General features: G+C 67.8%; 16 protein-coding genes. 11 read left to right on the top strand and 5 right to left on the bottom strand.

Annotated features, from left to right (window positions below; translation table 11 throughout):
* Nucleotides 1–264: 264 nt before the first annotated feature.
* Both rho and trxA read right to left on the bottom strand, forming a co-directional pair.
* Entirely contained in the window at nt 265–2,037 is a 1,773-nt protein-coding gene (gene rho / locus ACXU4B_RS10095; RefSeq protein ID WP_131410122.1) for a transcription termination factor Rho, read from the bottom strand.
* Between the two features lie 151 nt (nt 2,038–2,188).
* On the bottom strand, nt 2,189–2,515 hold the full coding sequence (trxA, locus tag ACXU4B_RS10090; RefSeq protein ID WP_131410120.1) for a thioredoxin TrxA: 327 nt from the start codon (nt 2,513–2,515) through the stop codon (nt 2,189–2,191).
* A gap of 446 nt (nt 2,516–2,961) precedes the next feature.
* Between trxA and ACXU4B_RS10085 the strand changes: the two genes are divergently transcribed.
* The 11 genes from ACXU4B_RS10085 to ACXU4B_RS10035 all read left to right on the top strand — a co-directional run bounded on the left by ACXU4B_RS10085 (nt 2,962) and on the right by ACXU4B_RS10035 (nt 17,455).
* Nucleotides 2,962–4,701 (top strand): DEAD/DEAH box helicase, encoded by a 1,740-nt coding sequence (locus tag ACXU4B_RS10085; RefSeq protein ID WP_131410118.1) that lies wholly within the window; start codon nt 2,962–2,964, stop codon nt 4,699–4,701.
* Between the two features lie 164 nt (nt 4,702–4,865).
* Nucleotides 4,866–5,543: a cell division ATP-binding protein FtsE gene (ftsE, locus tag ACXU4B_RS10080; protein ID WP_131410116.1), complete on the top strand. Its 678-nt coding sequence runs from the start codon at nt 4,866–4,868 to the stop codon at nt 5,541–5,543.
* On the top strand, nt 5,540–6,532 hold the full coding sequence (ftsX, locus tag ACXU4B_RS10075) for a permease-like cell division protein FtsX (protein ID WP_131410114.1): 993 nt from the start codon (nt 5,540–5,542) through the stop codon (nt 6,530–6,532). The genes ftsE and ftsX overlap by 4 nt, the downstream gene beginning before the upstream one ends.
* A 148-nt stretch (nt 6,533–6,680) precedes the next feature.
* Nucleotides 6,681–7,523, top strand: coding sequence for a response regulator (locus tag ACXU4B_RS10070; protein ID WP_131410112.1), 843 nt, complete (start codon nt 6,681–6,683; stop codon nt 7,521–7,523).
* On the top strand, nt 7,520–8,221 hold the full coding sequence (ung, locus tag ACXU4B_RS10065) for a uracil-DNA glycosylase (protein ID WP_131410110.1): 702 nt from the start codon (nt 7,520–7,522) through the stop codon (nt 8,219–8,221). Before ACXU4B_RS10070 ends, ung begins: the two co-directional genes overlap by 4 nt.
* Before the next feature lie 184 nt (nt 8,222–8,405).
* Nucleotides 8,406–9,263 carry an RNA polymerase sigma factor RpoH gene (rpoH, locus tag ACXU4B_RS10060; RefSeq protein WP_131410108.1) on the top strand — a complete coding sequence of 286 codons (858 nt, stop codon included), beginning with the start codon at nt 8,406–8,408 and terminating at the stop codon, nt 9,261–9,263.
* 108 nt (nt 9,264–9,371) lie between these two features.
* Nucleotides 9,372–10,070, top strand: a complete 699-nt coding sequence (locus ACXU4B_RS10055) for a response regulator transcription factor (protein ID WP_131410106.1) — start codon at nt 9,372–9,374, stop codon at nt 10,068–10,070.
* Nucleotides 10,067–11,497: a sensor histidine kinase gene (locus tag ACXU4B_RS10050; RefSeq protein ID WP_131410104.1), complete on the top strand. Its 1,431-nt coding sequence runs from the start codon at nt 10,067–10,069 to the stop codon at nt 11,495–11,497. The genes ACXU4B_RS10055 and ACXU4B_RS10050 overlap by 4 nt, the downstream gene beginning before the upstream one ends.
* Nucleotides 11,498–11,612: 115 nt before the next feature.
* Nucleotides 11,613–14,816: an efflux RND transporter permease subunit gene (locus ACXU4B_RS10045; RefSeq protein ID WP_131410102.1), complete on the top strand. Its 3,204-nt coding sequence runs from the start codon at nt 11,613–11,615 to the stop codon at nt 14,814–14,816.
* Nucleotides 14,809–16,005, top strand: coding sequence for an efflux RND transporter periplasmic adaptor subunit (locus ACXU4B_RS10040; RefSeq protein WP_131410100.1), 1,197 nt, complete (start codon nt 14,809–14,811; stop codon nt 16,003–16,005). The genes ACXU4B_RS10045 and ACXU4B_RS10040 overlap by 8 nt, the downstream gene beginning before the upstream one ends.
* Nucleotides 15,992–17,455 (top strand): efflux transporter outer membrane subunit, encoded by a 1,464-nt coding sequence (locus ACXU4B_RS10035; RefSeq protein ID WP_131410098.1) that lies wholly within the window; start codon nt 15,992–15,994, stop codon nt 17,453–17,455. Before ACXU4B_RS10040 ends, ACXU4B_RS10035 begins: the two co-directional genes overlap by 14 nt.
* A 45-nt stretch (nt 17,456–17,500) precedes the next feature.
* Here ACXU4B_RS10035 and tal read toward each other — a convergent pair whose 3' ends face one another.
* Genes tal through ACXU4B_RS10020 form a run of 3 tightly spaced genes read right to left on the bottom strand, consistent with a single transcriptional unit; the run spans nt 17,501 to nt 22,014 of the window.
* On the bottom strand, nt 17,501–18,466 hold the full coding sequence (tal, locus tag ACXU4B_RS10030) for a transaldolase (RefSeq protein WP_425481398.1): 966 nt from the start codon (nt 18,464–18,466) through the stop codon (nt 17,501–17,503).
* Nucleotides 18,467–18,484: 18 nt separating this feature from the next.
* Nucleotides 18,485–19,792, bottom strand: a complete 1,308-nt coding sequence (locus tag ACXU4B_RS10025) for an NAD(P)/FAD-dependent oxidoreductase (RefSeq protein ID WP_131410094.1) — start codon at nt 19,790–19,792, stop codon at nt 18,485–18,487.
* A 53-nt stretch (nt 19,793–19,845) separates the two neighbouring features.
* Nucleotides 19,846–22,014 (bottom strand): primosomal protein N', encoded by a 2,169-nt coding sequence (locus tag ACXU4B_RS10020; RefSeq protein ID WP_131410092.1) that lies wholly within the window; start codon nt 22,012–22,014, stop codon nt 19,846–19,848.
* Between the last annotated feature and the right edge of the window lie 240 nt (nt 22,015–22,254).

Genomic DNA, 22,254 nt, shown 5'->3' with positions numbered 1-22,254 from the left:
GCAGGCAAGAGGCGACGAGCAAGGGCGAGTGGCGCATGAGGCTTCCCGTTCCGGTCCGCAATGAAGCAGGGGCGATGCGCGACGCCGGGCGTCGTGGCGTACCTGCTTGGAGCAAAGCCGGGCGGCAGCGCCCATTAGGTCGTCGGCCGGAACGGCCGGAAATAGGCCATACAGCCTAGGCCTGGCGCCCCGCGTCGCCGGGGCGGGGGCGGAAAAGCAAAGGCCGCCTTGCGGCGGCCCTTGTCCCGACGTGGCGCTGACGAATCAGCGCTTCATCGAATTGAAGAACTCGTCGTTGGACTTGGTGTTCTTCATCTTGTCGAGCATGAACTCCATCGCGGCCAGCTCGTCCATCGGATGCAGCAACTTGCGCAGGATCCAGATCTTCGAAAGCATGTCCGGCTCGATCAGCAGGTCCTCGCGGCGGGTGCCGGAGCGGTTGATGTCGATGGCCGGGTACACGCGCTTCTCGGAGATGCGGCGGCTCAGGTGCACTTCCATGTTGCCGGTGCCCTTGAACTCTTCGTAGATCACCTCGTCCATCTTGCTGCCGGTGTCGGTCAGCGCGGTGGCGATGATGGTCAGGCTGCCGCCTTCTTCCACGTTGCGCGCGGCACCGAAGAAGCGCTTCGGGCGCTGCAGCGCGTTGGCGTCCACGCCACCGGTGAGCACCTTGCCGGAGCTCGGCACCACGGTGTTGTAGGCGCGGGCCAGGCGGGTGATCGAGTCGAGCAGGATCACCACGTCCTTCTTGTGCTCGACCAGGCGCTTGGCGCGCTCGATCACCATTTCGGCGACCTGCACGTGGCGCACGGCCGGCTCGTCGAAGGTTGAGGAGATCACTTCGGCGCGAACGGTGCGGGCGATTTCCGTCACTTCTTCCGGACGCTCATCGATCAGCAACATGATCAGATGGACGTCGGGATGGTTGTACTGGATGGCCTGGGCGATGTTCTGCAGCATCATGGTCTTGCCGGACTTCGGCTGCGACACGATGAGGCCACGCTGGCCGCGACCGATCGGCGCCACCAGGTCCAGGATGCGGCCGGTGATGTCTTCGGTGGAACCGTTGCCACGCTCGAGCTTGAACGCCTTGCGCGGGAACAGCGGCGTCAGGTTCTCGAACAGCATCTTGTTCTTCGACGCCTCCGGCGGATCGCCGTTGATGTCGTCGACCTTGAGCATCGCGAAGTAACGCTCGCCTTCCTTCGGATGGCGCACGCGTCCGGTGATGTAGTCGCCGGTACGCAGGTTGAAGCGGCGGATCTGGCTGGGCGAGACGTAGATGTCGTCCGGACCGGCCAGGTAGGACTCGTCGGCCGAGCGCAGGAAGCCGAAGCCGTCCTGCAGGATCTCCAGCACGCCCTCGGCCCAGATGCCACCGCCGGAGCGGGCATGCGCCTTGAGGATGTTGAAGACCACGTCCTGCTTGCGGGCACGCGCCACGCCTTCCTGCACGCCCAGCGATTCGGCGAATTCCAGCAACTGGATCGCGTTCTTGCGCTTGAGTTCGGTCAGGTTGATCAGGCGGTCGTTGCTGCCGGCGTCGGCGTAGTCGTCATCGACCGGCAGGCCGTTGCTGCTGCGCTGCTGGCCGCCCTGACCACCACCGCCACCGCCGCCGCCCGGGCCGCGCTGCTGGTTGTTGCGCTCGTGCCGGCGACGACGACCGCGACCATCACGGTCATTGCGGTTGTTGAAGCCCTGGCCCTGGTTGCCGCCACCTTGCTGCTGGCCGCCCTCGCGGGCTTCCTGCGACTGGCGCTGGCCGCCATCGCCCTGGGCAGCAGGCTCGCCGCCACCCTGGTTCGACGGAGCCGGGGTCTGGACGGGTGCCGGAGCCGCAGCGGGCGGCGCGGAGCGCTCGACCGGTGGAGGCGGCGGCATGTCCAGCTGGGCCTGCTTCTCGGCCCTGGCCTCGGCAGCCGCGGCAGCCGCAGCAGCGGTCTTGCGCGGTGCACGGGTGCGGGGCTCGGCCACAGGCTTCGGCTCGGCGCTCTTGGCGTCGTTGGATTCTTTGCTTTCTATATCGGACACGGGCAAACCTCTGCGGGGTGCCGTTGATTACAGGAGGGAGGGTGGACGTTGCGCGGATGGCGCGGGGGACAGAACTGTCCCGGCTGACGGTTTGAATCTAGCACCCGACGCGCGGCGCCGTAAAGCGCCGCGGCAGGAATAATTCAGAAACTTAGATGGCCTTGTCGATCATCTGGGCCAGCTGGCCCTTGCTGACGGCACCGATCTGGGTGGCTTCGACCTTGCCGTTCTTGAACACCATCAGGGTCGGAATGCCGCGGACGCCGTAGTTACGGGGCGTCTTCTGGTTGTGATCGATGTTGATCTTGGCGATGCGCAGCTTGCCCTGGTACTGCTGGGCCAGCTCGTCGAGGATCGGGGCAATGGCCTTGCACGGGCCGCACCACTCGGCCCAGAAGTCCAGCAGCACCGGGGTATCGGACTGGAGCACTTCCTGCTCGAAGGCGTCATCACTTACATGGGTAATCAGGTCGCTCACCGGGTTCTCCGTAGGTAGCGGGAAAGGGTTTGACAACCTCGCGCCCAGCATCGGCTACACTGGGCTGCCCATGAAGCGCGGGGTCGTTCCGTAGAAGAAGGCTGATGCCGTTGCGGCAGGTCTCCATTCCAGCGTAACTCGGGGCGCGATTCAAGCGATTCAAGGGCGGCCACGGACGGTTCCGTTGACATAGGTGAAAGGGTTTCCCTTGGAAACCAGACTCTTGGGATGCAGTCCTTTGACCTATGCCAGCGGAGCTGCCGGTATTTGCCGCCTCCCTCCGGCGCCAGCCACGGAAACGTGTTGCCGGCACGTGCGATCTTCGGATTCCGCCTGCCGCCACGCCCCCGGTCCCGCCGACCTTCCACCCGTTCCCGCGAGCGTCTCACTGCCAGGGAGCCGGGCGCGCCGTCGTGCGACGCCCGCATCAATGTATCCATCATCTAATGTCACAAACCGTACTCACTGATACTTTTTTCACCAACTTCGATCTTCATCCGCTGCTGCAGAAGGGCCTCGACGAGGCCGGCTTCACGCGCTGCACGCCGATCCAGGCGCTGACCCTGCCGGTGGCCCTCACCGGTCGCGACGTCGCCGGGCAGGCCCAGACCGGCACGGGCAAGACCTGCGCCTTCCTGGTCGCGATGATGAATCGCCTGCTGACCACCCCGGCCGTCGCCGAGCGCAAGGACAGCGATCCGCGCGCCCTGGTGATCGCGCCCACCCGCGAGCTGGCGATCCAGATCGAGAAGGACGCCAAGGCCATCGGCCGCCATACCGGCCTGCGCAGCGCGCTCATCTACGGCGGCGTCGATTACGACAAGCAGCGCCAGCAGCTCAAGGACGGCTGCGACATCATCATCGCCACCCCCGGCCGCATGCTCGACTACTACAAGCAGCACGTGTTCAGCCTGGACAGCGTCGAAGTGATGGTGATCGACGAGGCCGACCGCATGTTCGACCTTGGCTTCATCAAGGACGTGCGCTTCATCTTCCGCCGCCTGCCGGCGCGCGAGCAGCGCCAGGTGCTGCTGTTCTCCGCCACGCTGAGCCACCGCGTGCTGGAGCTGGCCTACGAGCACATGCACAACGCCGAGAAGCTCGAGGTGGAGACCGAGAACGTCACCGCCGACCGCGTGCGCCAGCTGGTCTACTTCCCCGCCAAGGAAGAGAAGATGCCGCTGCTGCTGAACCTGCTCGAGCGCACCAGCGCCGAGCGCAGCATCATCTTCGTCAACACCAAGGCCGCCGCCGAGCGCATCACCGATCGCGTCAAGCGCCAGGGCTACCGCGTGGGCGCGCTGTCCGGCGACGTGCCGCAGCTCAAGCGCCAGAAGCTGCTGCAGCGCTTCCAGGAAGGTCAGCTGGACATGCTGGTGTGTACCGACGTGGCCGCGCGCGGCCTGCATATCCCGGCGGTCAGCCACGTGTTCAACTACGACCTGCCGCAGGACGCCGAGGACTACGTGCATCGCATCGGCCGTACCGCCCGCCTGGGCGCCGAGGGCGACGCGATCAGCTTTGCCTGCGACCTGTACGCGATGAGCCTGCCGGACATCGAAACCTATATCGGGCAGCGCATCCCGGTGGCCAGCATCGAGCCGGACCTGCTGGTGATGCCCAAGCCGCGTGAGCAGGACGCCCAGTTCATCGCCGATGCCGCCGCTGACAGCGAAGCGTTCGGCGACAAGGTGGAAGTGCGCGCCAAGGATGGTTCGCCGCACAAGGGCCCGCGCAGCAGCAGCAACGGCCGTGGCCGCGATGGCGCGCGTCCGCCGCGCAGCGACAAGCCGCGTGAACCACGCAAGCCGCGCGTCGAGGAACTGCCGGAAGGCAGCGCTGCCATGGTGGCGATCCCGGCCGAAGCCGTGCCCGCCGCCGCCCCCGCGGGCGAGTCGGCCGAGGCGGCCGAGCGCAAGCGCCGTCGTCGTCGCGGTGGCCGCAACCGTCGTCGTGACGGCGAGGCACCGGTGGCCGCCGAGGCCGGCGCAAGCCGCCACGCCGCCGAAGGTGGCCGTGCGCCGCGCGGCGAGCGTCGTCCTTCGCGCGAGCGTGACGGTGCCGAGACCGGCCACGCGCGTCCTTCGCGCCAGGTGGCGATCACCGCCGGCACCCCGGGCGAAGACAAGGCCAGCAAGAAGGTGGGCTTCTTCCGCCGCCTGAGCCGCCTGTTCACCGGCCGCTGAGTGATATCCGCCCGTCGTTCCGGCTTGCGCCGGAATGACGGGCATGGCGATGTCCGCATCCGCCGCTGCCGCGTGCTGAACCCGCGGCAGCCAACTTGCACAAAGCGACTGACCTTCGCGCGCGCTTCCCTTATCCTTCCGATATCCGGCATCGGGGGCACGCGGTGATCCGCTTCGATCAAGTCAGCAAGCGCTACGAAGGCGGCCATGAGGCCCTGTCGCAGCTTTCCTTTGAGGTGGCGGCCGGCGAGATGGCCTTTGTCACCGGGCACTCCGGCGCGGGCAAGAGCACGCTGCTGAAACTGCTGGGCCTGATCGAACGTCCCTCGCATGGGGTGATCACGCTCGACGGCCAGAACATGGCCAAGATCGGCCGCACCGGCATTCCCAAACTGCGGCGTCGCCTGGGCATGGTGTTCCAGGATCATCGCCTGCTGATGGACCGCACCGTCTTCGCCAACGTCGAACTGCCGCTGATGATCGGCGGCATGGCGCCGAACGAACGCAGCAAGCGCGTGCGCGCCGCCCTGGAGAAAGTGGGCCTGCTGGCTTACGAACGCCAGTTGCCGGCCACGCTTTCCGCCGGCGAGCAGCAGCGCGTGGGCATCGCCCGCGCCATCGTGGCCAAGCCGATGCTGCTGATTGCCGACGAGCCCACCGGCAACCTCGATCCCACCCTCGCCGTGGAAATCATGGGCCTGTTCGCCGAATTCCAGCAGGTGGGCACGACCGTGCTCATCGCCAGCCACGACCTGCCGCTGATCAAGCGCATGCGCAAGCGCGTGGTCGTGCTCGACCACGGTCGTCTGGTCGCCGACGTGGCTGCACAGGAGGTGCTGTGAGCACGCAACCCGAAGTTCCGCTCAACGAGAGCCCGCTGCTGGCCGAAACGCACGCCCGCGGCAGTCGCCATCGCGTGCGCCCGGTGGCGAGCTGGCGCGAGCACCACGGCTGGAGCGCGGCGGCGAGCCTGCGCCGCCTGACCTCGCGCCCGGTCGGCACCTTGCTGACGGTGGCGGTGATGGCCATCGCGCTGGCGCTGCCGCTGACCTTCTACCTGCTGCTGGGCAACCTGCAGAAGATGGGCGAGGCGCTGGGCCAGAACCAGACCATCAGCGCGTTCCTGCAGGTCGGCCAGAGCGGCACCGCGGCCGACCTGATGGCGAAGAAGCTGCGCGATCACGCCGAAGTCGCCAGCGTGACGGTGAAGACGCCGCAGCAGGGCATGGACGAACTGGCCAGGATGCAGGGTTTTTCCGGCGCGCTGCACACGCTGGACGACAACCCGCTGCCCTATGTGCTCGAAGTGCTGCCCAGGCCGGACGCCAGCGCCGACCGCGTCGACCGCCTGGTGGCCGAGCTGCGCGACATGCATGGCGTGGACCAGGTGCAGGACAGCGGCACCTGGCGGCAGCGCCTCGAAGCCCTGCTGGGCGTGGGGCAGCGCGTGGTGATGGTCCTGGCCGGCCTGCTCGCCGTGGCGGTCCTGCTGGTGGTCGGCAATACCGTGCGCGTGGACATCGCCAGCCGCAGCGAGGAGATCGGCGTACTGATGCTGGTGGGCGCCAGCCGCGCCTTCATCCGTCGCCCCTATCTCTACGCCGGCATCTGGTACGGCGTGTTCGCCGGCCTGCTGGCGGTGGGCTTCGCGGTGGTGGTCGAGCTGGCGCTGGCCGAACCGGTCGAGCGCCTGGGCCATGCCTATGCGGGCAAGCTGCACATCGACGTGCTGCCGCTGTGGCTGCTGGCCGCGGTGCCGGTGGCCGCGGCCGTGCTGGGCTGGCTGGGCGCGCGGCTGGTCAGTGCCTGGCAGCTGCGCAAGGCGGCCTGAACCGTGCGCGGGCTCACGGCCGTGCCGGAGGTGGCATGCGAGGGTTGCGTAGCCGGTGCAGGCGGCCGGGCTTGGGAGTGACGGTGCACGGAGGGCGCATCGATCTGACGCCGGCAGGGAAGGCCGGCCAATACGTGGGTGACAGGGGATGAGTGCGAGTTTCAGCAGTCGTGTGGTGGGCACAGCGCCGCGGGTGCTGGTGGTCGACGGCTCCAAGGTCGTGCGCCAGCTGATCGCCCGTGTTCTGAAGGCCGAGCTGCCCGAATCGGAAGTGATCGGCTGCGGCACCGGTGCCGAGGCGCAGGAGTTGCTCGAAGGCGGTGCGTTCGATTTCATCACCATCGCGCTGCGCCTGCCCGACATGGATGGCCTTGAGCTGGCGCGCCACGTGCGCGAATCGGCGGCGCAGGCCTATGTGCCCATCGTGGTGGTCTCGGGCGACGTCGATGGCCGCCTGCACAGCCGCACGCTGGGCGAGCACGTCACCGATTATTTCGACAAGTCGCTGGGCTTCCAGGCGCTGGGTGAATTCATCCGCGGCTACGTGCGCCCGCAGGACTCGGCCCAGGGCGAAGTACTGTACGTGGAAGACAGCCGAGTGGTCGCGCTCGCCACCCGCCGCATCCTGGAGAAGCACGGCCTGACCGTGCATCACGTGATCAGCGCCGAAGACGCGCTGGCGCTGCTGGAAACGGCGCGCGCGCAGGGTGGGGTGGGCGCCGACATCGTGCTCACCGATGTCAGCCTCAAGGGCGAACTCACCGGCGGCGACCTGCTCGAGCGCATTCGCCGCGAATACCACTACAGCAAGGGCCGCTTGCCCGTGCTGGTGATGACCGGCGACGAGAACCCGGCCAACCAGGCGGCGCTGCTGCGCGCCGGCGCCAACGACCTGGTCGAAAAGCCGATCGAGGAAAAGCTGTTGATGACCAAGCTGCTGTTCCAGTTGCGCGTGTCGCAGCACCTGCGCGAACACGACGAGGCGGCGTGAACGAGCATCGCATCCGGCTGGAGCCTTCGTGGAAGGCTCGCATCGGCGACTACCTGGCACGACCGGACATGCAGGCACTGGGCGATTTCCTGCGTGCCCAGAAGCAGGCCGACAAGGTGATTTTCCCGCCGGGCCCGGAGATCTTCGCCGCCTTCGAGCACACCCCGTTCGAGGCCGTGCGCGTGGTGATCCTGGGCCAGGACCCGTACCACGGTCCGGGGCAGGCGCACGGCCTGTGCTTCTCGGTACGCCCTGGCGTGCCGGCCCCGCCGTCGCTGCAGAACATCTTCAAGGAGATCCGGCGCGACCTTGAGCTGCCGGCGCCGGACCACGGCTGCCTCACGCCCTGGGCCGACCGTGGCGTGCTGCTGCTCAACAGCGTGCTCACGGTCGAGCAGGGCCTGGCCGCCTCGCACCAGGGCAAGGGCTGGGAAGGGTTCACAGATGCCGCCATCGATGCCCTCAACCGGGAGCGGGAAGGGCTGGTTTTCATGCTGTGGGGCTCGTATGCCCAGAAAAAGGGCCAGCTGATCGACGCCCGCCGCCATTGCGTTTTGAAGTCGGTGCACCCATCTCCTTTGTCAGCGCACCGCGGTTTCATCGGCTGCGGGCACTTCTCGGCGGCGAACCGGTATCTGGAAAGCCGCGGGGCAGGCGCCATCGACTGGTCCCTGCCGGCACGCGCCGCATTCGGCTGAACTGCCGTTTCACATGCCCTGAACCGGGGGACGGGCAAAGTGCGACCTCCCCGGCTCGTCCTGCTGGACGAGCGCCCCAAGTTCCTGTACTATCCAGTTCAACAAAAGGCCCCTGAACTTGCGGGGCCTTTAGCACTCTCACTACCCGAGTGCTAAGCTGATTCCCTCACAGGAGGTTCCATCCATGTCTCAAGCTTTGGTGACCGCCACCCTTCCGGTGCCGAGTGTCGTCGGCAGCCTGGATGCTTATATTTCGGCGGTCCATCGGATTCCGGTGCTCAGCCAGGACGAGGAGCAGGCGCTGTCGCGCCGCTACAACGATGAAAACGACCTGGAGTCCGCCCGCCAGTTGGTGATGTCGCACCTGCGCTTCGTGGTCCACGTGGCCCGCGGCTACAACGGCTACGGCCTGCAGCTGTCGGACCTGATCCAGGAAGGCAACATCGGCCTGATGAAGGCGGTGAAGCGCTTCAACCCCGACCAGGGCGTGCGCCTGGTCAGTTTTGCCGTGCACTGGATTCGTGCCGAAATGCACGAGTTCATCCTGCGCAACTGGCGCATCGTGAAGGTCGCCACCACCAAGGCGCAGCGCAAGCTGTTCTTCAACCTGCGCAAGAGCAAGAAGCGCCTGGGCTGGATGAACGCCGAGGAAGTGCGCACGGTGGCCAAGGACCTGGGCGTGCCCGAAGCGACGGTGCGCGAGATGGAATCGCGCCTGTCCGGTCGCGACATTGGCTTCGAAGCCCCGGCCGATGCCGAGGAAGACGCCAAGCCGGCGCCGGAAGCGTTCCTGATCGACGAAGGCGCCGACCCGTACGAGAACGTGTCCGACGCCGACCAGGCGGACAACCAGCTCGATACGTTGGCGAGCGCGCTGCAGAAGCTGGACGAGCGCTCGCGCGACATCATCCAGCGCCGCTGGCTCAACGAGGAAAAGGCCACGCTGCAGGATCTGGCCGATGAGTACGGCGTGTCCGCCGAGCGCATCCGCCAGGTCGAGGCCAACGCCATGAAGAAGATGCGCGGGCTGTTCGCCGCGTAAGCCCACCGAACGGCGTAACATGCCAACGGCCCCGCTCGGGGCCGTTTGGCTTTGCGGAGACACGGCCGCTTCCGCGCCCTCAGACCGGATGCCCCTGACCATTCCGCCATGCCACGAGTCCTGGTGATCGAAGACGACGAGACGACCGCGCGCGAAATCGTCGCCGAGCTCAGCGTGCACGGCATGCTGGCCGAGTGGGTCGCCAATGGCCGCGAAGGGCTGGAGCGCGCTTCGCGGCGCGCCTACGACCTGATCACGCTGGACCGCATGCTGCCCGGCATGGACGGCATCGACGTGGTGGCCGAGATCCGCCGCGCCAACGTGGACACGCCGGTGCTGATGATCAGTGCGCTGAGTGATGTCGACGAGCGCGTGCGTGGGCTGCGTGCCGGTGGCGACGATTACCTGACCAAGCCGTTCGCGCCCGACGAAATGGCCGCGCGCGCCGAAGTGCTGCTGCGTCGCCGCCAGCCGCAGGCGGCGCAGCGCCTGCGCGTGGCCGACCTCGAGCTCGACCTGGTAAGCCACGTGGCCTATCGCCACGGCCAGCCACTGACCTTGCTGCCCACCGAATACCGCCTGCTTGAATTCCTGATGCGAAATTCCGGCCAGGTGCTCACCCGCACGATGATCTTCGAGACGGTGTGGGGCTTTCACTTCGATCCCGGCACCAACGTGATCGACGTCCATATCGGCCGGCTGCGCCGCAAGATCGACGGCGCCGGCCAGGTGCCACTCATCCATACCGTGCGGGGCACGGGCTACATGCTCGTGGCGGGCCACGAAAACATTCCGGTGATGTCATGAACGTGCGTCCCAACGCCTGGCATTCGGCCACCTCGCGACTGATCCTGATCTACGGCGCGCTGTTCGCCGCCTGGGGTTTCATCCTCGTCGGGGTGATCCAGTGGGAGACCACGCGCTATCTCAACGGCGTGATCGACCAGGTGCTGCAGCAGCGCATGCACTACATCGCCGCGACCGAACCGGCCCGCCTGGCGGCCACGGTGGACGCGGCCAGCACCATCGACCCCCACGGCATCATGTCGGTGGGTCTGTTCGATCGCGACAACCGCCCGATCGCCGGCAACATCGCCCGCCTGCCGCCCGCGCTGGTGCCCGACGGCAAGGTGTACCTGCTCAAGCACGGCCTGCCGCGGCCCGACCGCGATGCCGACCGCGTGCGCGCACGCGGACTGGCGGCGAAACTGCCCAATGGCCAGACTCTGGTGATCGCCAAGGACACCAGCACCATCGACGGCGTCGGCGCGATCATTCGCCGTGCGCTGCTGTGGGGCATCTCGCTGACCATCATCCCGGGCTTGCTCGGCGGCTTCCTGCTGCGGCGGGGGCCGGAGCAGCGCATCCGTGCCTTGCAGGAAGCGACCGATCCGATCCGCCAGGGCGATTTGTCCCGGCGCCTGCCGGTCAGCCGTCGTGGCGACGAACTGGACCTGCTGGCCGGCATCGTCAACACCATGCTTGGCGAGATCGAGCGCCTGATGAGCGAAGTGAAGGGCGTCTGCGACAACATCGCGCACGACCTGCGCACGCCGCTCACCCGCCTACGCGCGCGCCTGTATCGCACGCAGCAGCAGCTCGACGGGCAAGCCGAGGCGGCCCTGGTGGAGGCGTGCATCGGCGATATCGATGCCGTGCTGACGCGTTTCCGCGCCCTGCTGCGCGTATCGGAGCTGGAAGACCGCCACCGCGCAGCCTGCTTCGATGAGGTCGACCTCGCCGACGTGCTGCGCCAGGTGCACGAGTTCTATGCGCCGGTGGCGGAAGACCGCGGCCAGCCGTTCGCCCTGGACGTGCAGCCGCTGGCGCCGATTCGCGGCGACTCGCACCTGCTGTTCGAGGCCCTTGCCAACCTGGTCGGCAACGCGATCAAGTTCACGCCGCAGGGCGGCAGCGTCAGCCTGCGCGCGAGCATGGACCGCCGCGGTCCGCGCATCGACATCATCGACAGCGGGCCGGGCATTCCCGCCGACGAGCGCGATGCAGTGACGCGTCGCTTCTATCGCGGCGACAACAGCCGCACTACCGCGGGCTCGGGCCTGGGCCTGAGCATCGTCAGCGCCATCGTGCGCCTGCACGGCTACGCGCTGGACATCGGCGATGCGGCCGGCGGGGCGCGTCTCACCCTGTATTGCTATCCGATGGCGGAGGGGGAGAAGCCGGGAACCTGCCTGTCGCGATCCGTGCCGGAAGTCACGCCGCTGCACGCCTGACCGCCTTCCCGGCGCGGCAACATGAAAATATCTTCATCCGCGCGGCGCAGCGCGGATGGAGGTGGCGTGCGAAAATTTGCCGCGACGCATCATTTCGCGCACGGAATCTCCCCGCATGCTTGGCATTGTCCGGATCGCGCTCACGCGGCCCTACACGTTTGTCGTTTTTGCACTGCTGATCATGATCTTCGGCGTGATGTCGGCGCTGCGCACGCCCACCGACATCTTCCCGGACATCAATATTCCGGTGATCGCGGTGTCCTGGCAGTTCACCGGCATGACGCCCGAGCAGATGGCCGGGCGCATGAACACTCCGTTCGAGCGCACGCTCACGACCACGGTCAACGACATCGAGCACATCGAGTCGGAATCGATCAACGGCATGGGCATCACCAAGATCTATTTCCAGCCCGGCGTGAACATCGCGGTGGCCAATGCGCAGGTCACCGCGATCGCGCAGACGCTGCTCAAGCAGATGCCGCCCGGCGCCACGCCGCCGCTGATCGTCAACTACAGCGCGTCGACCGTGCCGATCCTGCAGCTGGCATTGTCGGGCAAGGGCCTGAGCGAACAGCAGCTGGGCGACCTCGGCCTCAACCTGCTGCGTCCGCAGCTGGTGACGGTGCCGGGCGCGGCCATTCCGTACCCGTTCGGCGGCAAGACGCGCCAGGTGCAGCTCGACGTGGATCCCGCCGCGTTGCATGCGCGCGGGCTGTCGGCGCAGGACGTTGCCAATGCACTCGCCGCCCAGCAGCAGATCAGCCCGATCGGCACGCAGAAGATCGGCAAGTACGAATACGTGATGGAGCTCAACAACGCGGCCGACCGCGTGCAGGAGCTCGAGGACCTGCCGGTCAAGAGCGTCAACGGCACGACCATCTACATCCGCGACGTGGCCCATGTGCGCGACGGCAGCCCGCCGCAGACCAACATCGTGCACGTCGACGGCGTGCGCTCGACCCTGCTGTCGGTGCTGAAGAACGGTTCCACCTCGACGCTGGCCATCGTCGCGGGCATCCGCGACCGCGTGCGGCAGATGAAGGACGCGCTGCCGGACGGACTGACCGTCACGCCCATCGGCGACCAGTCGCTGTTCGTGCGCGCGTCGATCGACGGCGTGGTGCGCGAAGGCATCATCGCCGCGGCGCTGACCAGCCTGATGATCCTGCTGTTCCTCGGCAGCTGGCGCTCCACCCTGATCATCACCACCTCGATTCCGCTGGCCGTGCTCGGTTCGGTGTTCACGCTGTCGGCCATCGGCCAGACGCTGAACATCATGACGCTGGGAGGGTTGGCGCTGGCCGTGGGAATCCTGGTCGACGAGGCCACGGTGACCATCGAGAACATCAACTGGCACCTGGAGCAGGGCAAGGACGTCATCACTGCGATCGTCGACGGCTCGGCGCAGATCATCGTGCCGGCGTTCGTATCGTTGTGCTGCATCTGCATCGTGTTCGTGCCGATGTTCTTCCTGCCGGGCGTGGCGCGCTACCTGTTCGTGCCGATGGCCGAAGCGGTGATCTTCGCGATGATCTTCTCGTTCATCCTGTCGCGAACGCTGGTGCTGACCATGGCCAAGTACCTGCTGCTGGCGCATCCGCCGACCGTGGACGAACACGGCCAGCACCTGCCGTTGCCGCCGCCGCGCTCGGCGCTGGGCCGCTTCCAGCGCGGCTTCGTGGATCGCTTCGAGCGCTTCCGCGCCGGCTACAGCGGCCTGCTCGACCTGGCCCTGCAGCACCGCAAGGTGTTCGTGCTCGGCTTCCTCGGTTTCGTGCTGCTGTCGTTTGCGTTGCTGCCGGGACTGGGCAGCAACTTCTTTCCCGACGTGGATGGCGGGCAGATCCTGATCCACGCACGGGCGCCGGTGGGTACGCGCGTGGAAGTGACGGCGGCGGAATTCGCCGATATCGAGAAGGCCGTGCGCCAGGTGATTCCTCCCGATGAACTCGAAGCGATGGTGGACAACATCGGCCAGTACGCCAGCTCGATCAACACCATCTACAACAACACCGGCGAAGTGGGCGAACAGGATGGCGACATCCAGATCTCGCTGAAGGACGGCCACCGTCCGTCCGCCGAATACGTGCGGGCCCTGCGCGAGAAGCTGCCGCGCCTGTTCCCGGGCACGGTGTTCTCGTTCCCGCCGGCCGACATCGTGAGCCAGATCCTGAACTTCGGTTCGCCGGCGCCGATCGACCTGCAGGTGCGCGGGTTCCACCTGTCCGACAATTTCGCCTACGCGAACCTGCTGTTGAACAAGATCCGCCAGGTCCCCGGCGTGGTCGATGCGCGCATCCAGCAGTCGCAGGCGCAGCCTGCGTTCAAGATCAACGTCGACCGCACCCGCGCGCAGTTGCTGGGCCTGACCGAGGCGGACGTCACCAGCAGCCTGGTGGCGGACCTGTCGGGTACGGGGCAGGTGGCGCCGACGTTCTGGCTCAACCCCGACAACGGCGTGACGTATCCGATCTCGGCGCAGGTGCCGCAGTACCGGCTCGACTCGCTGGCTGCGCTGAGCAACCTGCCGATCACCGCCAAAAGCGGCGGCAATCCGCAGGTGCTGGGCGCGCTCGCCGAGGTCGCACGCTCGCACAGCAACATCGTGGTAAGCCAGTACAACATCCAGTCGATGGTGGAAATCTACGCGACCACGCAGGGACGTGACCTCGGCGCGGTATCGGGCGATATCCAGCGCATCATCAAGGACACCGGGAAGTCCAGGCCCAAGGGCGCGAGCATCGCGCTGCTGGGCCAGGTGCAGACCATGAACGATGCCTACTCGGGACTGCTGTTCGGCCTGCTCGGTTCCGGCGTGCTGGTGTACCTGCTCATCGTGGTGAACTTCCAGTCGTGGACCGATCCGTTCGTGATCATCACCGCGCTGCCTGCCGCGCTCGCGGGCATCGTGTGGATGCTGTTCGTCACGCGCACCACGCTGTCGGTGCCGGCACTGACCGGCGCGATCATGTGCATGGGCGTGGCCACCGCCAACTCGGTGCTGGTGGTCAGCTTCTGCCGTGAACGCCTGTCCCACCACGGCGACGCCACGCTGGCGGCGCGCGAGGCCGGCTTCGTGCGCTTCCGTCCGGTGCTGATGACGGCGCTGGCCATGATCATCGGCATGGTGCCGATGGCGCTTGGCCTGGGTGACGGCGGCGAGCAGAACGCGCCGCTGGGGCGCGCGGTGATCGGTGGCCTGCTGTTTGCCACCACCGCCACGCTGATCTTCGTGCCCGTGGTGTTTTCCATTGTCCATGCGCAGCGCGGCCGCGCGTCTGATCAGGCCATTGCTCCTGGGGAGCCCGTCCATGTCTGAGCATCTCTCATCCCTTCCGGAAACGAAGCCCTCGCCGCGTCGCCTGCGCCTCGCGGCCGTCATCGGCGTGGTCTTGCTGGGCTCGATCGTGGTGGTCGGGGTCGCCTCGCGCATCTCCGATGCGCGCAGCCTGCGCCAGTGGACCGACGAACAGGCCATACCTACCGTGGTGGTGACCAGCCCGGAGTCCGGCAACGGCAAGGCGCCGCTGGAGCTGCCCGCGCAGATGGACGCCTATGCCAATGCGCCGATCTACGCGCGCACCAGCGGCTACCTGAAGTCCTGGGACAAGGACATCGGCGCTTCGGTGAAGGCCGGCGACCTGCTCGCCGTGATCGATACGCCCGACCTCGACCAGCAACTGTTGCAGGCGCAGGCGGACCTGGCCAGCGCGCGGGCCAATGCCGCGCTGGCGGCCACCACGGCCAAGCGCTGGCAGGTACTGCACGCGACCGATCCGGATTCGGTGTCGCAGCAGTCGGTGGACCAGTACAACGGCGACTACGCGGCCAAGCAGGCGCAGGCCAGCGCCGCGCAGGCCAACTTCGACCGGCTGAAGGCGCTCAAGTCCTACGCGCGCATCGTTGCGCCGTTCGACGGCCGCGTGACCGCGCGCAACACCGACGTAGGTGCGCTGATCAGCGCCGACAGCAGCGGCATGCCGCTGTTCGCCGTCTCGGACACCAGCAGGCTGCGCGCGTACGTACGCGTGCCGCAGGTTTACGCGCCCAGCATCCATCGCGGCGACGAGGCCACGCTCACCGTGCCGGAGTACCCGGGCAAGAGCTTCACCGCGAAAGTCGAGGCGGACGCGCGCGCGATCTCGCCCACCTCGGGCACCACCCTGGTGCAGCTGCTGGTCGACAATCCGGACGGCAAGCTGTTGCCCAGCAGCTACGCGAGCATCAGTTTCAACATCGCGTCGAACGCGCTGGGCATGCGCGTGCCGGCCGAGGCGCTGATCTTCGACGACCACGGGTTGCGCGTGGCCACGCTCGATGCGCATGACCACGTGCGCTTCAAGGCGGTGACGATCCGCCGCGACTACGGCAAGTCGGTCGAGCTGGGTTCCGGCCTGGAGACCGGCGACCGCGTGATCAGCAACCCGCCCGACGGCCTCGCCGACGGCGACCCCGTGCACATCGCCAGGAACCCGCAGCCGGCGGCGAAGCCCCATGAAAAAGCCTGAGCACATCGCTGCGGCGCTGCTGGCCACGCTCGCGCTCGGCGCGTGCTCGATGGCGCCGGCCTACAAGCCGCCGCAGGCGCCGGTGGACGAGCACTACCAGCCGACCGGCCCGTGGACCACGGCTGCACCCGCCGACCAGTTGCCGCGCGAAGGCTGGTGGACCTTGTACGGCGACGCGCGCCTGGATGACCTCGAAGGCCAGCTGCTCGCGCACAACGCCGACCTGGCCGCGGCGTTCGCCAGCTACCAGCAGTCGCGCGATTTCCTCGCGCAGGTGCGCGCCGACCTGTTTCCGCAGGTATCGGTGGGCGCCGGCGCGGTGCGCAACCGCCAGTCCGACAACTCGGCTTTGCGCGGTCCCACCTCGCCCAGCTGGTACGACACCTATTCGCTGACCGGCCAGGCCAGTTACGAGGTCGACCTGTGGGGGCGCGTGCGTGACAACGTGGCGGCGGGGCGTGCCTCGATGCAGGCATCGGCGGCCGACCTTGCCTCGGTGCGCCTGAGCCTGGAAGCAGAGCTGGCCGACAGTTACCTGGTGCTGGTCGGGCTGGACCGCCAGATCGATCTGCTGCAGAAGAGCGTGGATGCGTATCAGCGCGCGCTGCAGCTGACCAAGGCGCTGCAGAGTGGCGGCGCGGTATCCGGCCTCGACGTTGACCGGGCGCAGACGCAGCTGTCCTCGACGCGCTCGCAGCTGTCGCAGACGCGGGCGCAGCGCGACCTGCTGCAGCATGCGATAGCGGCACTGGTGGGCCAGCCCGCTTCGAGTTTCGTGCTCGACGCCAAGACCGAGCTGCCGGCATTGCCGGTCATTCCCATCGGCTTGCCGTCCACGTTGCTGCAGCGTCGTCCGGATATCGCCGCCGCCGAGCGGCGCACGGCCGAAGCCAATGCACAGATTGGCGTGGCCCGCTCGGCGTTCTTTCCGTCGTTGACGCTGAGTGCGGCAGGTGGCTTCAGCAGCGGCGCCTGGGGCAACCTGCTGACCGCGCCCAGCCAGGTCTGGGCGCTGGGTCCGAGCCTGCTGCTGGATGTGTTCGATGGGGGGCGCCGTCGCGCGCAAGTGGCATCGGCGCATGCGGTATTCGACGAGGCCAGCGCGCGCTATCGCGGTACGGTGCTGGCCGCATTCCAGCAGGTGGAAGACAACCAGTCGCTGCTGACCCGCTTCGGTGACGCCATCGTCGACCAGCAGGACGCGACCACGGCGGCCGACCGCACGTTGAAGATCTCGCTCAGCCTCTACAAGCAGGGCGCCAACAGCTACCTCGACGTGGTCACCGCGCAGGTGGCCGACCTCGATGCGCATACCGGCCTGCTCAGCCTGCAGACCAACCAGTTGCGCGCCAGCGTGCAGCTGGTGCGCGCGCTGGGCGGTGGCTGGTCGAGCGAGGAGATTGCGCCCGGCCAGCTCGCGCAGGAAGCGAAAGACAACGGCATGAAGTGACGGGAAGGAAGCGGGCGACGGCCCGCTGCCCTTGCTGGCGGCGCCTTAGAGGCGGGAGGCCAGCAGCGTCTCGAGCTTGCGCTGGTCCGCGGCGAACTTGCGGATGCCATCGGCGAGCTTGTCGGTGGCCATCGCATCTTCGTTGTGGCCCCAGCGGAAGGCGGCCTCGCTGATTGGCGCAAGGCGCGCCTCGCGCGAACCATCGTCGCCCAGCACGTGCGGCAGCGGCGAGCTGTCCTGTTCGAGCTTTTCCAGCAGGTCCGGGCTGATGGTGAGGCGATCGCAGCCGGCCAGGGCCTGGATCTGCCCGGTATTGCGGAAGCTCGCGCCCATCACCACGGTGCTGAAGCCGTGCTTCTTGTACCAGGCGTAGATGCGGCGCACCGACTGCACGCCCGGATCGTCGTCCGGCGCATAGCTCTTGGTCGCGGTGTTGGCGACGTACCAGTCCATGATGCGACCGACGAACGGCGAGATCAGGAACACGCCGGCCTCGGCGCACGCCACCGCCTGTTCGAACGAGAACAGCAGGGTGAGGTTGCACTGGATGCCGCGCTTCTCCAGCTGCTCGGCGGCGCGGATGCCTTCCCAGGTCGAGGCGATCTTGATCAGGATGCGATCGCGCTTGACGCCGCCCTGTTCGTACAGGTCGATCAGGCGCTCGGCCTTGGCGATGGTGGCGCGCGTGTCGAACGACAGGCGGGCATCCACTTCGGTGGAGACGCGGCCCGGCACCAGTCCGACGATCTTGCGGCCGACGGCGACGGCGAGGTGATCGCTCGCGTCGGTCAACTGCTGCTCGCGCGACTGGCTGTCCGCCTTCGCGCGCTGCACGGCTTCGTCGATCAGCGGCGCATACGCCGGCAGCTCGGCGGCCTTCAGCAGCAGCGACGGATTGGTGGTGGCATCCACGGGCCGGTAACGGGCGATCGCCTCGATGTCACCGGTGTCTGCGACGACGGTGGTGTACTGGCGGAGTTGTTCGAGTTGGGAGGACACGTCAATATCCATGGGGTGGAATGGCTGATTTTACGCATCGTTGGACGTGGGTGTGTGCACGTCGCGGATTTCGTCGCTGCCGGTGACGATGCGGGCGTGGCGTTGGTAGGTCCAGTAGGCCCAGGCCCAGTCCAGCATCACCACCAGCCGGTTGCGGAAGCCGATCAGGAAGGCGATATGCGCCACCAGCCAGACCCACCAGGCCAGCAGGCCGGAGAGTTTCAGACGGCCAAACTGCGCCACCGCCGCCATGCGTCCGATGGTGGCCAGCGCGCCGTCGTCGCGATAGCGGAACGGCGGGCTCGGTACGCCACGCCAACGCTCCTTGAGCACGCTGGCCACGTAGCGCCCCATTTGCTTGGCGGCCGGGGCCACGCCGGGCACGGGCTGGCCATTGGCCTGGGTCACGCTGGCAAGGTCGCCGATGACGAAAACCTCCGGCTGCCCTGGCAGGCTGAGATCAGGCATCACTTGCACGCGACCGGCGCGGTCCACCGGCGCGCCCAGGCACCGGCCCAGCGGTGAGGCGGCCACGCCGGCTGCCCACAGCACGGTGCGCGCCGCGTAGGGCGTATCGCCCAGGATCACGCCATCGCCGTCGATGCCGGTGACTGCCGTGCCCAGGCGCACTTCGACGCCGAGTTTCTCCAGCTGGCGACGTGCCTTGTCGGACAAATCGGTGGCGAACGCCGGCAACAGGCGTGGCCCCGCTTCCACCAGCAGGACATTGGCCTGGCGCGGGTCGGCGCGACGGAATTCGCGGGGCAGCGTGTGCCGGGCGATTTCCGCCAGCGTGCCGGCCAGTTCGACGCCGGTGGCGCCGCCGCCGACCACCACGAAATTCAGCCACGCCTGCCGACGTGCCGGATCCTCCTCGCGCTCGGCGCGCTCGAAGGCGAGCAGCACGCGTCGCCGGATGGTAAAGGCATCGTCCAGCGTCTTCAGCCCCGGGGCGTAGCGCTCCCAGTCGTCGTGTCCGAAATAGGCATGCGTGGCGCCGGTGGCGACCACCAGCGCGTCATAGTCCACGCTGCCGTTGGCGAGCCTGACGCGACGCTGCGACAGGTCCACGTCCAGCGCTTCGTCCATCAACACGGTGACATTGCGTTGCTTGCACAGAATCTGCCGCAACGGCGCGGCGATCGACGGTGCGGAAAGCCCGGCCGTGGCCACCTGGTAGAGCAGAGGCTGGAACAGGTGGTGATTGCGCCGGTCGATCAGTGTGATGCGGGCGCGGGTGTCGGCGAGCCCGCGCGCCACGGCCAGGCCGCCAAAGCCGCCGCCGAGAATGACGACGTGGGGGCGTGCGTCGGGAGTTCGTGCGTCGTTGCCTTCCATGTGATGCTTCCGGTCAAGGTGAGAATCATGGGAAGTGTCGTCGCCGTCCCGTCTCAATAGAGATCGATGGGATCGACGTCGAGCGACCAGCGTACGCGCCGCACCGAAGGCAGCGTCGCGAGCGTGCGGTACCAGGGGCGCAAGGCCGTGTGCAGCTTGCTGCGGCTATCGGCCTCGATCAGCAACTGGCCGCGATGACGACCTGCCCGCAGCGGCATCGGCGCCGGCATCGGGCCGGCGATCTGCAGCGCTGCGTCGGCGAGCGCGGCACAAGCCTCGGCCAGGAAGGCGTCGACGTGTTGGCGCTGGTGCGCTTCCGCACGCAGCAGCACCTGATGGCCATAGGGCGGCAGCTGCACGCTGCGACGTTCCTCGAGCAGCGTGCCGGCGGCAGCGGCATAGCCCTGCGCGAGCAGCTGGCGCAGCAGGGGGTGATCGGGATGATGGGTCTGCAGCAGCACGCGGCCTGGCTTGCTGGCGCGGCCGGCGCGGCCGGCCACCTGCACGACCAGCTGGGCGAGCCGTTCGCTGGCGCGGAAATCCACGCTGAGCAGGCCCTCGTCGACGCCGACGATGGCGACCAGGGTGAGGTTGGGCAGGTCGTGGCCCTTGGCCAGCATCTGTGTGCCGACGAGGATCGCGGGGCGGTCTTCGTGCAGACCTTCCAGCAGCTGCTCGAAGGCATCGCGACGCCGCGTGGTCTCGCGATCGATGCGCATCACCGGCACGTCGGGGAAACGCGCGACCAGCGCTTCTTCCAGTCGTTCGGTGCCCTGGCCTTGCGGCTTGAGATCGCTGGCAGCGCAGGCCGGGCAGGCCTCGGGCACGCGCGAGGAATAGTCGCAGTGATGGCAGATCAGCTGGCGACGGCCGGCGTGCAAGGTCATCGGGTGTTCGCAACGCGGGCACTCGGCATGCCAGCCGCAGGCGTGGCACAACAGCACGGGTGCGTAGCCGCGACGGTTGCGGAACACCAGCACCTGCTCGCCGCGCGCCACCGTGTCGGCGACGGCGGCGAGCAGGGCCGGCGACAGGCCGTGGTCCAGGCGTTGCGCGCGCATGTCCACGATCTGCACCTGCGGTGGCCGGATCGCGCCGGGACGCGCGCGCAGGTGCAGGGCGCGGTAGCGGCCCGACTGCACGTTCGCCAGCGACTCCAGTGATGGCGTGGCCGAGCCCAGCACCACCGGCACGTTCAGAGCGCGGGCACGCAGCAGGGCAAGGTCGCGCGCGTGATAGCGAAAGCCTTCCTGCTGCTTGTAGGCGCCGTCGTGCTCCTCGTCGACGATGATCAGGCCGGCCTGCGGCAACGGCGTGAACACGGCCGAACGCGTGCCCAGGATCACCTTCGCTTCGCCGCTGCGCGCGCGCAGCCAGGCGCGGGCGCGGTCGCCTTCGGCAAGATTGGAATGCAGCACCTGCACGGTGACGCCGAGACGATCGCGCAGGCGGCGCACGGTTTGCGGCGCGAGGCCGATTTCCGGTACCAGCAGCAGCGCCTGCTTGCCCTGCGCGATGACCTGCTCGATCAGGGCGAGATAGACCTCGGTCTTGCCGCTGCCGGTGACGCCATCGAGCAGGAACGGCTGGAAGCGCCCAAGCGCCTCGTGGATGCCGGCCACCGCCTGCTGCTGCTCGGTGCTGAGCGCGGGTGCCGACGACACGATGGCGGGCCCGGCACTGGCGGCGTCGGCGCGGGCGATCAGGCCGGCCTCGTCCAGCCTACGCGCGGCATCGCGCCACCCGGGGAGCATCTCGTGCAGCACGTCGGCGACCTGCGGGCCGCGCGCCAGCACGTCCAGCAGGGCCCGGCTGCGGCCGCGACGGCTGCCGGCGTCGAGCGCGCTGCGGCCGGCCGGCGTCAGCGCCCAGGCCTCTTCGCGCAGGTCGGGCAAGGGGCGGTCTTCGCGCAAGGCCAGCGGCAAGGCATTGGCGTAGGCCTCGCCGGGGGCGCCGAGCCAGTAGTCGGCGGCGCGGGCCAGCGTGGCCATCAGTTCGGGGTCGAGCAGGGGCGCGTCGTCGAGCACCCGCAGGACGCGCTTCAGCCGCGTGGCGCCAACGGCCGTCTCCACCTCGGTCTGCACCACCACGCCCACGGCCTTGCCCTTGCCGAACGGCACCAGCACCCGGCTGCCCACTTCCGCCCGCCCCGCCGTGGCCGGCAGGTAATCGAACAGGGTAGGCAGCGGAACGGGCAGGGCGACGCGGAGGACGGCGGGCATGTAAACCTCGTGGCAACCCAGTGTAACCGGCCCGTCATGGGCGGCGACGGGCGGGCCGGATTCTCTGTACGCGGGCGAATGGTCTGTTGGCGGAGGCTTGCGACGGGTTGCTGTCGTGCCATCTAGGAATCGAGGCTAAGTGACTATCAGGACGAAGCTTTTCTGTTTATCCACAGCAGCTGTGGATAAGTCTGTGGATGTAGCGTTGAAGGACGCCTTCCAGGCGCATGAAAACGGCCT

It is taken from the genome of Dyella soli, assembly GCF_054482295.1.
Note: the sequence above shows the minus strand (reverse complement) of the source record. Positions and strands in the feature narration are given on the sequence as shown.

What these genes read in the sequence shown, in the direction of transcription:
- ACXU4B_RS10085 (WP_131410118.1), top strand. Translation starts at nt 2,962, where the DNA reads ATGTCACAAACCGTACTCACTGATACTTTTTTCACCAACTTCGATCTT.
- ACXU4B_RS10070 (WP_131410112.1), top strand. Translation starts at nt 6,681, where the DNA reads ATGAGTGCGAGTTTCAGCAGTCGTGTGGTGGGCACAGCGCCGCGGGTG.
- rpoH (WP_131410108.1), top strand. Translation starts at nt 8,406, where the DNA reads ATGTCTCAAGCTTTGGTGACCGCCACCCTTCCGGTGCCGAGTGTCGTC.
- ACXU4B_RS10055 (WP_131410106.1), top strand. Translation starts at nt 9,372, where the DNA reads ATGCCACGAGTCCTGGTGATCGAAGACGACGAGACGACCGCGCGCGAA.
- ACXU4B_RS10050 (WP_131410104.1), top strand. Translation starts at nt 10,067, where the DNA reads ATGAACGTGCGTCCCAACGCCTGGCATTCGGCCACCTCGCGACTGATC.
- ACXU4B_RS10045 (WP_131410102.1), top strand. Translation starts at nt 11,613, where the DNA reads ATGCTTGGCATTGTCCGGATCGCGCTCACGCGGCCCTACACGTTTGTC.
- ACXU4B_RS10040 (WP_131410100.1), top strand. Translation starts at nt 14,809, where the DNA reads ATGTCTGAGCATCTCTCATCCCTTCCGGAAACGAAGCCCTCGCCGCGT.
- ACXU4B_RS10035 (WP_131410098.1), top strand. Translation starts at nt 15,992, where the DNA reads ATGAAAAAGCCTGAGCACATCGCTGCGGCGCTGCTGGCCACGCTCGCG.
- tal (WP_425481398.1), bottom strand. Translation starts at nt 18,466, where the DNA reads ATGGATATTGACGTGTCCTCCCAACTCGAACAACTCCGCCAGTACACC.
- ACXU4B_RS10025 (WP_131410094.1), bottom strand. Translation starts at nt 19,792, where the DNA reads ATGGAAGGCAACGACGCACGAACTCCCGACGCACGCCCCCACGTCGTC.
- ACXU4B_RS10020 (WP_131410092.1), bottom strand. Translation starts at nt 22,014, where the DNA reads ATGCCCGCCGTCCTCCGCGTCGCCCTGCCCGTTCCGCTGCCTACCCTG.